At 35.9% G+C, this 14,938-nt stretch carries 11 protein-coding genes; 10 read left to right on the top strand and 1 reads right to left on the bottom strand.

Annotated features, from left to right (window positions below):
- Positions 1–4: 4 nt before the first annotated feature.
- Positions 5–2,989: a zinc-dependent metalloprotease gene (locus LOK78_RS08735; RefSeq protein ID WP_232634609.1), complete on the bottom strand. Its 2,985-nt coding sequence runs from the start codon at positions 2,987–2,989 to the stop codon at positions 5–7.
- 358 nt (positions 2,990–3,347) lie between these two features.
- On the opposite strand from LOK78_RS08735, the gene LOK78_RS08740 reads away from it, so the two are divergent.
- The 10 genes from LOK78_RS08740 (at position 3,348) to LOK78_RS08780 (ending at position 14,793) form a co-directional block, all read left to right on the top strand.
- Positions 3,348–5,411 carry a T9SS type A sorting domain-containing protein gene (locus LOK78_RS08740; protein ID WP_232634610.1) on the top strand — a complete coding sequence of 688 codons (2,064 nt, stop codon included), beginning with the start codon at positions 3,348–3,350 and terminating at the stop codon, positions 5,409–5,411.
- A gap of 78 nt (positions 5,412–5,489) precedes the next feature.
- Positions 5,490–6,425, top strand: a complete 936-nt coding sequence (locus LOK78_RS08745; RefSeq protein WP_232634611.1) for a bifunctional riboflavin kinase/FAD synthetase — start codon at positions 5,490–5,492, stop codon at positions 6,423–6,425.
- Positions 6,415–7,725 (top strand): HTTM domain-containing protein, encoded by a 1,311-nt coding sequence (locus tag LOK78_RS08750; protein ID WP_232634612.1) that lies wholly within the window; start codon positions 6,415–6,417, stop codon positions 7,723–7,725. The genes LOK78_RS08745 and LOK78_RS08750 overlap by 11 nt, the downstream gene beginning before the upstream one ends.
- Positions 7,726–7,812: 87 nt before the next feature.
- Positions 7,813–9,084, top strand: a complete 1,272-nt coding sequence (serS, locus tag LOK78_RS08755; RefSeq protein WP_232634613.1) for a serine--tRNA ligase — start codon at positions 7,813–7,815, stop codon at positions 9,082–9,084.
- Between the two features lie 136 nt (positions 9,085–9,220).
- Positions 9,221–9,349 (top strand): hypothetical protein, encoded by a 129-nt coding sequence (locus LOK78_RS16680; protein WP_255349985.1) that lies wholly within the window; start codon positions 9,221–9,223, stop codon positions 9,347–9,349.
- A gap of 178 nt (positions 9,350–9,527) precedes the next feature.
- Complete coding sequence (locus LOK78_RS08760; protein WP_232634614.1) at positions 9,528–11,303, top strand: tetratricopeptide repeat protein; 1,776 nt, start codon at positions 9,528–9,530, stop codon at positions 11,301–11,303.
- Positions 11,304–11,320: 17 nt separating this feature from the next.
- Positions 11,321–11,644 carry a DUF4286 family protein gene (locus tag LOK78_RS08765; RefSeq protein ID WP_053970585.1) on the top strand — a complete coding sequence of 108 codons (324 nt, stop codon included), beginning with the start codon at positions 11,321–11,323 and terminating at the stop codon, positions 11,642–11,644.
- 4 nt (positions 11,645–11,648) lie between these two features.
- Positions 11,649–12,425: a 16S rRNA (adenine(1518)-N(6)/adenine(1519)-N(6))-dimethyltransferase RsmA gene (gene rsmA, locus LOK78_RS08770; RefSeq protein ID WP_232393491.1), complete on the top strand. Its 777-nt coding sequence runs from the start codon at positions 11,649–11,651 to the stop codon at positions 12,423–12,425.
- A gap of 19 nt (positions 12,426–12,444) precedes the next feature.
- Entirely contained in the window at positions 12,445–13,818 is a 1,374-nt protein-coding gene (mgtE, locus tag LOK78_RS08775) for a magnesium transporter (protein ID WP_082316517.1), read from the top strand.
- Between the two features lie 30 nt (positions 13,819–13,848).
- A complete protein-coding gene (locus LOK78_RS08780) occupies positions 13,849–14,793 on the top strand; it encodes a 2-hydroxyacid dehydrogenase (protein ID WP_232634615.1) in 945 nt (314 codons plus the stop codon).
- Positions 14,794–14,938 lie beyond the last annotated feature (145 nt).

Genomic DNA, 14,938 nt, shown 5'->3' on the forward strand with positions numbered 1-14,938 from the left:
CCTATTAATTCACAATAATCTTTTTAGTAACCTTTTGGTTTCCAGTGGAAATATTTAATAGATACATTCCTGACTGGACACTTCCTAAATCAATGGTTGTACTGAAATCTGAATTGTTGCCATTCACTAAATCATTATAAACCTTTCGCCCCCTGATATCATAAACATCGATATTGATATCCCCCATAACACCATTAAATTGAACGGTAAAGCTTCCATTATTTGGGTTAGGGAAAACGCTAAAACTATTCAAATCAAATTCTCCAACACTTAAGGAAGGTAATACAGTAACGGAATAGTCCTCAACTTCGGCGTCATGATCGCTATCACAAGCTAAAGGGAATTGAGCATATTGAGTAACTACTCGTAAAGTGGTGGTTCCAAGCACTGCGTCACTAGGTACAATAACAGATAAAGGCGACTCACTTGTTTCTCCATCTGAAACATTTTGAGCAACACCCATATTATACTCTTCACTCGCTTCAAAAACACAATTCTGGTTCCAATCTATCCACACCATGGTTCCTAAAGCATAATTCCCATCGGTATTTACTCTTACCGATAAGTCATAAGCTTCATCTCTATTCACCTCAGTTCCTATATCAGTGTAATCACTATATCCCGATGGTTTCCCTGATGAATTATCAATGGTATTAAATGTTAAATTAGTCACACTCGTATCCCAATCCATATTAGCTACCGAAGTACAAACGCCATTGGTAAGTATTAAATCTATTTCAATTTCTTTGGTTAAAGATGCTGAAGAACCTGTAATAGTAATTGTATAGGTTCCACTATCTACAGAGCTTAATCCAGTCAAACCAGCTGTAAAGGCGCCATCAGTAGTTAAAGTTTCTGGACTGATAGTTAAAGTAGTCCCAGCGGGATTCCCACTTGCCGTTAGCGTTGTGGTTTCATTAAACCCATTGGTCACCTGATAATAGAGGTCTAAGGTCACCTCATCTTCAGAACACCCCAATGCTGGTGAATTTACTAATGATATTCCAAAATCTGGTTCGTTAGATATGGAAAAGGACTCACTAACAGCATAAAAAATATTGTCGGCTGCCTCAACCAATAACCTTGCGTCGTTATCTACAATAACATCTGGAACGCTTATTTCTTCCGAACCATCATTGGCCACATTTGATGCTACCTCAGTAAATGTAGCTCCTCCATCTAAGGACAATAAAATGTTAACCGTTTGACAATTGATACTTGCATTTGTAGTAGAACCGACATTCCAAGTAACTGTTTGCGTAGAATTTGGTTCCCAAGTTGGCGGCGTGCCCACGGTAAATGGAGCTACATCCTCCACGGTAATAGTCATTAAATCAAAACTTGACTGTCCATTAAGGCCAACAGCCGTGGCATCCCTATCCCTTACAGTAAGAGCCCAATTCAAATCCCTGGCCACATTAACAACTGTTTCCCAATCTCCATTTAAACCAGGAAACGTTTCGGTTAATTCTCCGTCAAGAACCCTGCTAAATTTCGGAATGTATCTATCTGGTGAATCGGTTGGCATTAAAGATCTGGTTGTTGTCCCTGCAAATAGGGACGGTCCAAAATTGGATGCAATAACTTGTCCGCTATCTGTTTGTTCCCAACAATAAGACAAAACATCACCTCCATCAGGATCTGTTCCTTCTCCTTTTAGCACATAAGCGGTCCCCCTAGGGATGTGATAGTCATTTCCTGCGTTTGCGAGAGGGGGATTGTTGGTAATAGTAGTTGTTACCGCACAATTATTAGGGGCTGTAGCTATATTATTCATAATTTGGTTGATGCTGTGATAGTGAAAATAAGCATCACTATGCATCTGTAAATTTTGACCAGATACAATCCCAGCATAAGCCATAATAGTAGAACCACTTCCAGGTTCTGAGTTCACTCCTGTTCCTTCCGTGCTGAAAGCGAAGGTATGATTTGCTCCCATTTGATGACCCAACTCATGAGCTACATAATCAATATCAAAATTATCCCCTTCTGGAATGCCATCAGCTGGACTAGTTATTCCACTTCCTTTAGAACCATCTTCACATACACAACCAATACATCCTGCATTTCCTCCACCTCCAGTAGCACCAAATAAATGCCCAATATCATAGGCAGCTTCACCAATAGTATTAGTTAAAGTATTTTGAAGCTGTCCATTCCAGCTTCCCATACCAGATGCTGGAGAATATGGATCATTGAAAGGATTTGTATAAATCAATTCAGGGGCATCTACAACTAAAAAGGTTATAGCCATATCTGTTTCATATACTTCATTTACTCTTGTTATAGAAGCATTAATAGCTGCCAAGGCACCTTCTACCGTTCCACCATGATAAACAGTATATTCTCCAGTTACTGACATAGCTAGACGATAAGACCTTAAAGTTTGATCATTGGCGTCAAATTGATTGCTTTGTTGAGTCAATTTATTGGCTTCAACCATTTCATCAATGGTAGAACAAACAAATTCATCTACAAAATCATTTTTTGAGCTTTTCTTATAAAGTACGTACTTGGAAGAACCATGCGAAACAGGCATTAAAAAATAAGCTTCCCTGTCCATATATGTAATCATGGTTTGGACACCTTGAGGACTAACACTCATACGAAGTTTTGCGCCCCGATTTGTCACCCCAAATCCAACATAAGATTTAATTTGAGGAAATTTCAAAGACAAAGATGGTGAAAATACAGGAGCCTCATAAATAAGAAAGGATTCAAGATTTCCATTATCACCTGGAACTTCTATTACCGTATTTGAACTGATTCCTTGTCCTCTTAAAGGAGCAGAAACCAAACCTTGCCTAAACGCATTAGCATTCAAGTCAAAGATACTTACCTCGTCATTTTTCAAATGAAACTTAGAGATAGCCAACCTTTCATTTTCACTAGTAAGCGTTGACTTGCTCCAACCATTGCTTTGGGAGAATGAAGAGTAGCCAAACAAAAAAACCATTAGAGAAAAGGCAAAATGTAGTTTTGTTTTCATAAAAAATTGTTTTTTAGGAGTTTATCAAATATAATTTTTTGAATTTAATGAAACAATTTTATCGTGTTCAAAAAAGAATTTGAGAACAAGCCTATTTTACGTCAAAATCTCCACTATCAATTCCACTTTTTATATTCGCCTATTTTTTAACTAGTTAGATCTTTTAAAAACAAAATATTTTTTCACAATATACCCCGAGAATTCTTGTTTGGCCCACACTTTAAATTCAAAATACCATTCCATTTTTGAAATATTCTCCTTTTAAATCAAAATAAAACTTACATATTATCACAAAATCAATCTTTTTCTTAAGTTTTTTGTACATTTAGCGCCGATTTTACCCTAAACTGATTAAGATATGAAAAAAACTACTCTGTTAAGTTTAATATGCATTATCAGCGTATTAATCACAGAATCAATGCATTCCCAAGAAAAAAGACCTTTATCAAATAAGGTTTTTAATCAAAATTACACCCCTCAAAACCTAAAAGGTCTTCAGGATTATGGAACCATCAAATGTGTGACTGATGAATATGAACTATCGCTTCAAGAAAAATTCCCTAACAGATCAACAGAAGCAGAATTTGAAAATTGGTTAGCCCCTAAATTAGAGGCTAGAAAGAATAAGGTCAAAACTCAACGAGATGTAAATACCGTTATGACCATACCTGTCATATTTCATATATTCACAGACGGATCAGGCTCAGAAAATGTATCAGAAACATTAATAAATGCTCAAATTGAACAATTAAATATTGACTACGCTAATTTAGCAGGTAGTTCATTTGATGTAGCCGCTGATACCGAAATACAATTCTGTTTAGCTCAAGTAGATGAAGAAGGTAATCAACTGGATGAAATCGGAATTAATAGAATTACAGATTTCGGACAAGGTCCTTTTTCAACAGGAGAAGTTGAAACAAATTTAAAACCTGCTACTCAGTGGGATCCCAATCAATATTTTAATATTTGGGTAGCCGACATTTCTGGAGGAATATTAGGTTATGCTCAATTTCCTAGTGATTCTGGATTATCTGGCCTAAATGTAAATGGAGGTGATGCCAATACTGACGGTGTTGCAGTAACTTACTATGCAATAGGCTCTATGGACACTCCAAATCCTAATGGTGGGATTTATGGTTTTGGTAGAACACTTACGCATGAAGCTGGTCACTGGTTAGGGTTAAGACACATATGGGGTGATGGTGGTTGCTCTGTAGATGATTACTGTGCTGATACACCTGCTGCTGCAGATTCAAACTTCGACTGTGTAACGACAGACTCTTGTACATCCGATTCTTTAAATGATATGATCGAGAATTATATGGATTATACCAATGACGAATGTATGGATACTTTTACAGCAGATCAAAGTTCAAGAATTGCAACCGTTATGGAAAATAGCCCAAGAAGGTTAGAACTATTAACTTCTACAGCTTGTGAGCCAGCCATGGTTTATGATTTGGACGGTAGAGTTAAAATTGATGCATTAAACATTGACAATTGTGAATACTCCATTTCACCGGATATTACCTTAATCAACCAAGGGAACAATGCGCTAACCTCTGTAACCATTGAATTTGATATAGATGGGGCGACTTCTGACTCTTATTCTTGGACTGGAAACCTAGTTAATTTTGGGGACTCTGAAACTATTACATTAAGTGCGATGTCAATTAGTGAAGGAGAGCACACCTTTAACGTATCACTTGTTGATGCAAATGGTGCCACAGATATGAATGTTAATAATGATAATGACTCAGAAGATTTTGTTTCAGCTACCAATTTAGAAACAGGTTCAGAAATTGTATTGAACGTACAACCTGACATCTATGGAAGCGAGATTACATGGGAATTAACTGATGAATCTGGAGCTGTTTTATACAGTGGTGGACCATATGAAGATGGTGAATTCACTCAAAACCCTTGGACTGGAGAAGTTACCGTTACGTACATGGATGAATTAGATACTCAAGCTTTCACTTTAGGTGATGGTTGCTACACTTTTTCAATCTACGACTCGTATGGAGATGGTATATGTATTGGTGGGGACGCTGTTCCAGATGTAAACGGATACTACGCTTTAAGCTCCAACGGAGAAGAATTTGCCAATAGTTGTGATTATGGAAATGGCGAATCATTGACATTTACAATCAATGCTTTAAGTACTCAAGAATTCCAACTAAATCAAACTATTTCGATATACCCGAATCCTTCAAAAGGAATCTTAAATATCAAAACAACCAGCGATTTACCAGACAACTACACCATCTATAATGTATTAGGTCAAGTTGTTTCTAGTAAATCCATCAGATCAAATGCTGACTTAATGATCAACACATCAGAATTCAGCAATGGTATGTATTTCATTAAAATCAATAAAAACGATCAAGCTATTTCTATTCCATTCATTAAAGAATAGTTTGTATACATATGATTTTTCACAAAGAGGATTGACAAATGTCAATCCTCTTTTTTATTTTTGAAAAAATTCTCATTCTTGGAAATAATTAACACGTCATCAAAAAAATTTGAAGACCCTTCAGTGGTCACTATTGGAACTTTTGATGGTGTTCATATTGGTCATCAAAAAATTATTGAGAAATTGGTTGATTCGGCCAAATCCAATCATTTGAAATCCATTGCCCTTACATTTTTTCCACATCCCAGAATGGTTCTCCAAAAAGATGCCAAAATCAAACTAATCAATACCATTAATGAAAGAGCTCAATTAATGGAGGGTTTGGGCTTAGACTACCTTTACATCAAAAAATTTGATTTAGATTTTTCAAGATTGACAGCCGAAGAATTTGTGTCGCAAGTGTTAGTGGCAGAACTACACGCAAAAAAAGTCATCATTGGATACGACCACCATTTTGGGAGAAATAGAAATGCCAATATTGAAGATTTGAAAGTTTTTGGAGAGGAATTCGGATTTGAGGTGGAGGAAATTTCTGCGCAAGACATCGATGAAGTAGCTGTTAGCTCTACCAAAATAAGAAATGCCTTAAAAGAAGGTGACGTTCAAACAGCCAACACCTATCTAGGCTATGAGTTTATGCTTACAGGAGAAGTTGTTAAAGGAAAAGGCCTTGGAAAAGACCTTCAATATCCAACAGCCAACATACAAATTCCTGAAGCTTACAAATTGATTCCCAAAATAGGTTCATATGTCGTCAAATCAACTATTGAAGGCCAAACCTATTTCGGCATGATGAACATAGGACTTAATCCCACAGTAAAGGATGATGAAAAGGAATCTATTGAAGTTCATTTTTTTAAATTAAACCAAGACCTATATAACAAAACACTTACCATACATTTTTTGACCAGAATTCGAGATGAAGAAAAATTTGATGGATTGGATGATTTGGTGCAACAGCTGGATAAAGACAAAGCTTTTTCATTAGATTTTATAAAAACCTATGATCAATAATTTCCTATTTAAACAAGTAGATAACAGTTCGCTTATCGTCTTTCGAATTATTTTCGGATTGCTATGTTTTTTGGAATCAGTCGGTGCCATTTTTACTGGCTGGGTAAAGAAGGCTTTTATTGATCCAGATTTCACCTTTTCATTCATAGGGTTTGAATGGCTTCAACCGTTGCCAGGTTATGGCATGTATGCTTATTATGTGCTCATGGGATTCTTTGGGTTGTTCATTATGGTTGGTTTTAAATACAGATTTTCAGCTTTGATGTTTACTCTCATGTGGTTGGGTTGTTATCTCATGCAAAAATCATCTTATAATAACCACTATTACTTGCTCATCCTTTTGAGTGCCATCATGGTCATTATGCCTGCCCATAAGCATACCTCCTTTGATGCTAAACGCAACCCAAATTTGCAAAAAAATTCTATGCCTAATTGGTGTCGATGGGTCTTTATACTTCAGATGTTTATTGTATATAGCTACGCATCCATCAATAAAATATATCCCGATTGGCTAGATCTAACCGTTATGGAACTGCTCATGAAAGGGAAACAACATTATTATTTGGTTGGAGATTTATTACAGCATAGATGGGTTCATTATTTTTTAACCTATGGAGGCATCCTTTTTGACGGACTTATTATTCCATTGTTACTTTTTAAACCTACCAGAAAATGGGCCTTTTTTGCGTCTATATTTTTTCACCTCTTTAATTCCTTTATTTTTCAGGTTGGTATTTTCCCTTATTTATCCTTAGCATTTGCCCTATTTTTCTTTGAACCCAAAACCATTCACAACTTGTTTCTTAAAAAGAAGCCTTTTTACGAAGGCTCAGAAATTGAAATTCCAAAATATCATAAGCTGTATTTATCCCTCTTTGGCCTATATTTTCTATTTCAAATAGGGTTCCCAATAAGGCACCATCTCATTCAGGATGATGTTCTATGGACAGAGGAGGGCCACCGAATGTCATGGCGCATGATGTTAAGATCTAAACAAGGGATTGCCACCTACAAAATCGTAGACCAAGAAAAAAACCAATCGCAAATAGTCAAATTAGATGATTTTCTTACTAGAAAACAAATGCGTTTGGCTACAACAAAACCAGATGCCATTTGGCAATTTGCGCAGCATCTTAAAAAGCAATATGAGAAAAACGGACAAGAAATTGAGGTTTATGTGGATTGTAAAATAAGCGTAAACGGAAAACCTTACCAACAGCTGACCAATCCAGAAATTGACCTCGCTAATACCCCATGGGAGCCCTATAAACATGCTAATTGGTTATTACCCTCAAAATAGGCTCGCTTTTATTTCCTGCAACCTAAAATCTTCTTAATTTTGTGCTTCAATTTCAGATGGTAATACCCATCAACTAAATATTATCCTATGTTACAAGTACCTTTTATTAGAGAAAACAAAGAAGAGGTTATTAAGCGACTGGCCAAAAGAAATATTGACGCCAGTGAAATGATTGAAAATGTAATTTCGGCCGATGAGGAAAGAAGAAGTCTTCAGGCAAACCTGGATAATATTTTAGCAGATTCCAATGCCATCTCGAAAGAAATTGGCTTATTATTTAAATCAGGACAAGCTGAAAAAGCAAACGAATTAAAAGCCAAAACATCTGAATTAAAAGAGACATCCAAACAGCTCAACGACCAACTCAACCAAAAGGTTCAAGAGCTCAATGAGTTGTTATACAAAATACCTAACGTTCCAAATGACATTGTCCCAGGTGGTAATTCTGATACTGACAACGAGGAGGTATTTAGAGAAGGTGATATTCCGCAATTGAGTGAGAATGCCTTACCTCACTGGGAATTGGCTAAAAAATATGATATCATTGATTTCGAATTAGGAAATAAAATTACTGGAGCTGGATTTCCTGTTTACAAGGGAAAAGGTGCTAGACTGCAACGAGCTTTAATTGCCTATTTCCTTGATAAAAATACCGAAGCAGGTTATACAGAATATCAGCTACCACATTTGGTAAACGAAGCCTCTGGATTTGGTACAGGCCAATTACCAGACAAAGAAGGACAAATGTACCATGTCACAGAAGATAATCTGTATTTAATACCTACGGCTGAAGTTCCTGGAACCAATATTTTTAGGGATGTCATCTTGAATGAAACGGACTTACCTATTGGAATTACTGGATACACCCCTTGTTTCAGAAGGGAAGCCGGAAGTTATGGAGCTCATGTAAGAGGGTTGAATAGGTTACACCAATTTGACAAAGTGGAAATACTAAGGGTCGAGCATCCTTCAAAATCGTATGATGCCCTAGACAACATGGTTAATCACGTAAAAGGTATTTTACAAGAATTAGAGCTGCCTTATCGTATCCTTAGATTATGTGGAGGAGATTTAGGCTTTACCTCGGCATTGACTTATGACTTTGAAGTCTTTTCTACAGCTCAAGAAAAATGGTTAGAGATATCATCAGTTTCTAATTTTGAAACCTTTCAAGCAAACAGGCTAAAACTTCGATTTAAAAATTCTGAAGGAAAAAATGAATTGGCTCACACCTTGAATGGAAGCTCATTAGCTTTACCTAGAGTTTTAGCGGGTATATTGGAAAATAACCAAACAGATAATGGCATTATGATTCCAAAAGCACTAATTCCTTACACTGGTTTCGAAATGATTGATTAACATGTAGGTTTTTTCCTATTTTGACGATAAAATGACAAAAAAATTAGTTGTAATCTATTTTTTTGTCATTTTTTTTTGCTTTTTTAAGATTTTTTTAGCAAGTTAGCATACCATAAAAAATCAAACCTACTTATAAATGAAGAATATCCTTCGCATATTATTAATTGCAGCCATGGTCGTTCTTGCCGCCAAGTTTCTAGGAGATGACTTCTTGAAACTGGATCAACACCCAAATCAATCATCTGCTGCCATATATACAGAATAACTGAGGTTTAAAAATAAAGCCCCAATCAAGTATTTGAATCATGTTTAATTCAAGCATTGATTAATAGCACATTTATTTTGGTTGGCAAAATGCCTATACTTGCCGTATAGGCATTTTTTTATATTACCATTGGCAATATCCCAAGAATGGATTTGTTATATTTACCCAAAGTAAGGTTATGCGGGTTTTGATTGTTGCTTTCTTGCTATTATCTTTTTCAGGCTTTTCTCAGGAAGATGCTCTGGCTAGAGAGTATTTCAAAAATGGAGATTTTGAAAAGGCGGTTGTTAGCTACAAACAACTTTATGACAAATCGCCCAACAATTATAATTACATCCAATATCTTATTAAATCCTACCAACAACTGGAGCAATATAATAAAGCGGAAGAGATACTTACTTTTCAACTTTCCAGATCCAGAAATCCAGCTTTTTTAGTTGAATTAGGGTATAATTACCAGTTAAAAAATGACATGGAAAATGCCAATAAATATTACCAAGAAGCCTTGGCGTTTATTGACCAAACCCCATCCTATGTTTATACGCTGGGTAAATCTTTTGAAGATAAAGCCCTTTTAGACCTAGCCATTGCCACTTACGAAAAAGGCATGCAAATAAATCCCGGGCTTGACTTCAATATCCAATTGGCTAGAATCTATGGTGATCAAGGTAATATTGAAAAAATGTTTGATAGCTATTTGGATTTTGTAGAGAAAAATGATTCCTATGTCAATACCATCAAAAGAAATTTTGGCGAATTTATCACCGATGATTCTGACTCTGAGAATAATCAAATCCTGAAAAGGATTCTTCTAAAAAAAATCCAAACCGAGCCTAACCTGCTTTGGAATGAAATGTTAAGTTGGTTATTTGTTCAGCAAAAAGAGTATCATAAAGCTTTTGCACAAGAACGTGCTATTTTTAACAGAAAACCAGAAAGCTTTCATAGAATAAAGGAATTGGCCCTAGTAGCAGATGCAGACAAACAGCATGATAAAGCTATTGAAATTTTCACTTACATATCAGAAACTGCCCAAGACTTAGAGACAAAATTAGAAGCCAATTACTATCTGCTAAAAATTCAGATTGAAAACTCAAAGCCTTCAGACTACGCCAAAATCTCACAACAATTTCAACAAATTTTTGACCTTTATGGCGTGTCTCCCCAAACTTTAGAACTCCAAATTCTACACGCTCATTTCACTGCCTTTTATCTGCATGATACGACACAAGCTATTTCCTTATTAAAAGGAAGCCTAGATATGACTTTATCTGGTTTTCAAGAAGCCAAAATAAAAATGGAACTGGCCGATATTTTAGTTTTTGAAGAAAAATTCAATGAGGCCCTAATATATTATACCCAAATTCAAAGAAACTTAAAAAACAGTACGCTATCCCAAGAAGCCAGATATAAAGTTGCCAAAACAAGCTATTACAAAGGAGATTTTAAATGGGCAGAATCACAGCTTACCATTTTAAAATCATCTACCTCACAGTTAATTGCAAATGACGCTTTGGATCTTATGCTATTAATACGCGATAACAAATATGAAGATTCAACGCAAACAGCCTTAAAACTTTATGCAAAGGCAGACTTGTTGGCATTTCAAAACAAGACCAATGAAGCCATTGAGCTTTTGGCTAACATTCTTGAAAATCATACGGGAAAAAGTATTGAAGACCAGGCTTTGTTTAAACAAGCGCAGCTTTATGAAAAAACAAATCAATATGATTTGGCCGTTGCCAATTATCAATCTATCATTACCAATTATGCAGATGATATACTGGCGGATGATGCCTATTTTCATCTAGCTCAATTATACAACCAGGTGCTGGATCAACCTGAAAAGGCTAAAGATTTATACGAAAACATAGTCTTTAATCATCAAGATAGCATTTACTTTGTAGACGCTAGAAAAGCCTATCGCCGCTTACGAGGTGATGACATTAATTAACCCTTTAATTATTTTTTATGTTGATATATAATGTGACTCTCAATGTGGATGAAAGTGTACACGATCAATGGTTATTATGGATTAAAAATCACATACCAAAGGTTTTGGCTACTGGGCACTTTACTGCAGCAAAACTTATAAAAGTTTTAGTGGATGAAGAAATGGGAGGTGTCACATATTCAGTTCAATACCATGCCAAATCAAGAACCCATTTAGAGAATTATTACGAAAATGACGCTCCTATTCTTAGGCAAGAAGGCCTCAAATTATTTGCTGATAAAGTTTTGGCCTTTAGAACAGAACTGGAAGTTCTTGACGAGTATTCTGTAACGTTTAATTAAGTCTATGTCGGTAAGAGCCAAAAAACATTTAGGTCAGCATTTTTTGACTGATGAAAATATTGCAAAAAAAATTGCAGATACCCTTTCTTACAAAGGATATCAACATGTTTTGGAAATTGGCCCGGGTATGGGGGTCTTAACCAAATATCTTTTGGAAAAAGAAACAATTACCCATGTTATTGAAATAGACACAGAATCTGTCGAATACCTAAAAACCCATTATCTAAATCTAGCCGATAGAGTCATTGAAAAAGATTTCCTAAAATATGATTTAAAAGAAGTTTTTAAAGATGAACCTTTTGCTATAATTGGTAATTTCCCCTATAACATTTCCTCTCAAATAGTCTTTAAGATGTTGGAAATGCGTGATCAAGTTCCAGAGTTTTCTGGTATGTTCCAAAAGGAAGTCGCTCAACGAATTTGTGAAAAATCGGGAAGCAAAACCTATGGAATTTTATCTGTTTTAACTCAAGCATTTTATGACGCCACCTATTTGTTTACAGTCCCACCTACCGTTTTCAACCCGCCACCAAAAGTTGATTCTGGTGTTTTATTACTCACACGAAAAGAAAACTTTGCTTTAGACTGTGATGAAAAACTGTTTTTCAGAGTAGTCAAACAAGGGTTTCAACAAAGAAGAAAAACCCTTCGTAACAGTTTAAAAACCTTTAATTTATCAGATAAATTAAAAGCAAATGTTATATTTGACCAAAGACCGGAACAGCTGAGTGTAGAGCAATTTATTGAGCTCACCCAACTAATTGAAAATGATTTAGAATAACCCAAAAAAACCTTGCTATTTGTCTGAAGAATTAGAACATATCCAATTTGAATTAACTGACGAACTTCTTGAAAAAGTAGAACTCCTAATCGAACAAAAAAGTGATAAGGAACTCAAAACTTTTTTAGATGATTTTCACTATGCGGATATTGCCGAAATTCTGGATGAATTAGACCAAGAAGATGCGGTCTACATCATTAAGCTTTTGGATTCTGAAACTACTTCAGATGTCTTAATGGAAATGGATGAGGACAACAGGGAAAAAGTCCTCGAGAATTTATCTGCCAAAGAGATTGCCAATGAAATCTTAGAGTTAGATACCGATGATGCTGCCGATATCATTGCTGAATTACCCGAAGAGCGACGTCATGCCGTTATTTCAAATATTGACGATGAAGACCACCGTGCAGAAATCAAAGAGCTATTGGCTTATGACGAGGATACTGCAGGGGGATTAATGGCTAAGGAGCTGGTTAAAGTATATGAAACATGGACCGTAGCTGGTTGTTTACGTAGAATAAGAGGACAAGCAAAAGATGTTACCCGCGTTCATTCCATTTATGTGGTGACCAAAAAGGAAAAGCTGATTGGCCGATTATCTCTTAAAGATCTTATTGTAGCCAAAAGTGATCAAAAAATATCGGACATCTACATTTCTAGTGTAGATTATGTGAATGTAGAAGAAAATGTAGAAGAAGTAGCCAAAATTATGGCTAAATATGACTTGGAGGCCATCCCAGTAGTAGATGATGAAAAAACATTGTTGGGTAGAATTACAATTGATGACATTGTTGACGTATTAAGAGAAGAAGCCGACAAAGACTACCAATTGGCTGCTGGTATTACCAATGACGTTGAAGCGGATGATAGCATTTTTGAACTCACACGTGCCCGTCTCCCATGGTTATTGATTGGAATGTTTGGAGGCTTGGGGGCGGCTACCATCATCACAGGTTTTCAAACCGTCATGGAAAAATATGTGATATTACTTTCTTTTGTTCCTTTAATTCAGGCAACAGCAGGAAATGTAGGGGTACAATCTTCTGCCATTGTGGTGCAAGGTTTAGCCAATGACTCCATAAAAGGTGAAATTTTGACTCGTTTATTCAAGGAGTTTTTACTGGGTTTAGTTAATGGTCTTGCCATTGCATTGGTCGTGCTACCTGTGAGTCATTTTCTTTTTGAAACCCCTTATTTAGTTTCTGCAACCATCTGTATTGCCCTAGTTACTGTCATTGTCATTGCCGCTTTAATAGGAACCTTTATTCCTATATTTTTAGATAAAAAAGGCGTAGATCCAGCTGTAGCAACGGGTCCCTTTATTACAACCAGCAATGATATTTTTGGAATTTTGATTTATTTTTTGATTGCCAAAGTCATTCTCGGATTTTAGTATTTTATCCAAACAAAATTTCTTTTCGAAATGAAAATTCTGCATTTAGACACAAACCACCCTTTGTTAATCGACCAATTGAATGATTTAGGATTCCAAAACGATGAAGATTACACCTCTGCCAAAATAGATATTGAAAGGAAAATTCATCTCTACGATGGTATCATCATTCGAAGTCGATTTACCATTGACCAAACCTTTCTAAACGCGGCAATCAATCTAAAATTTATTGGACGTGTCGGTGCCGGATTGGAAAATATTGATTGTGACTACGCACAAGAAAAAGGAGTTTATCTCATATCTGCCCCAGAGGGTAATAGAAATGCTGTGGGAGAACAAGCCCTAGGTATGCTGTTATCGCTTTTCAATCATTTAAATAAGGCTGATAGTGAGGTGAGGTCTGGACTTTGGTTGAGAGAAGCAAACCGAGGGGTGGAATTAGATGGTAAAACAGTTGGAATTATCGGGTATGGAAACATGGGTAAGGCTTTTGCAAAGAAACTAAAAGGCTTTGACGTTGAAGTACTTTGTTTTGATATCAAGGAAGGCGTTGATGATGAAAATGCCAGACAGGTTTCTCTCGAAGAATTTACTGAAAAAGTAGACGTGATCAGTTTACACACTCCTCAAACGCCGCTTACGCTGAAGATGATTGATAAAACATTTATAGACTCTATTAAAAAACCGTTTTGGTTTATTAATACAGCAAGAGGTAAAAGTGTTATCACCGAAGATTTAGTAGAAGGTTTAAAATCTGGAAAGATACTTGGTGCGGGATTGGATGTCCTAGAATACGAAAAAGCTTCCTTCGAATCTCTTTTTGAAACCGAAATGCCCATGGCTTTTCAATATTTAATCCAGGCAAAAAATGTTCTTTTAACCCCACATATTGCGGGATGGACTATAGAGAGCAAAGAAAAACTTGCCCAAACCATCGTAGATAAAATCCGAGCCAAATTCATAATGAAAAACTAGATAACTTCTAGTTTCACCTTTCAATATTCAGACAACCAATAAATTAAAAACAGTTTATTTGTAGCTATCTTCTTATATTTACAATAAGCTTCATCAAAATTTTGGTTGACTTTGAGACTAAGAATGGTTCTTTTATGGTTTTTCC

Origin of the sequence: Mangrovimonas futianensis, from assembly GCF_021245805.1 — a bacterium.
GTDB classification, from domain to species: Bacteria; Bacteroidota; Bacteroidia; order Flavobacteriales; family Flavobacteriaceae; genus Mangrovimonas; species Mangrovimonas futianensis.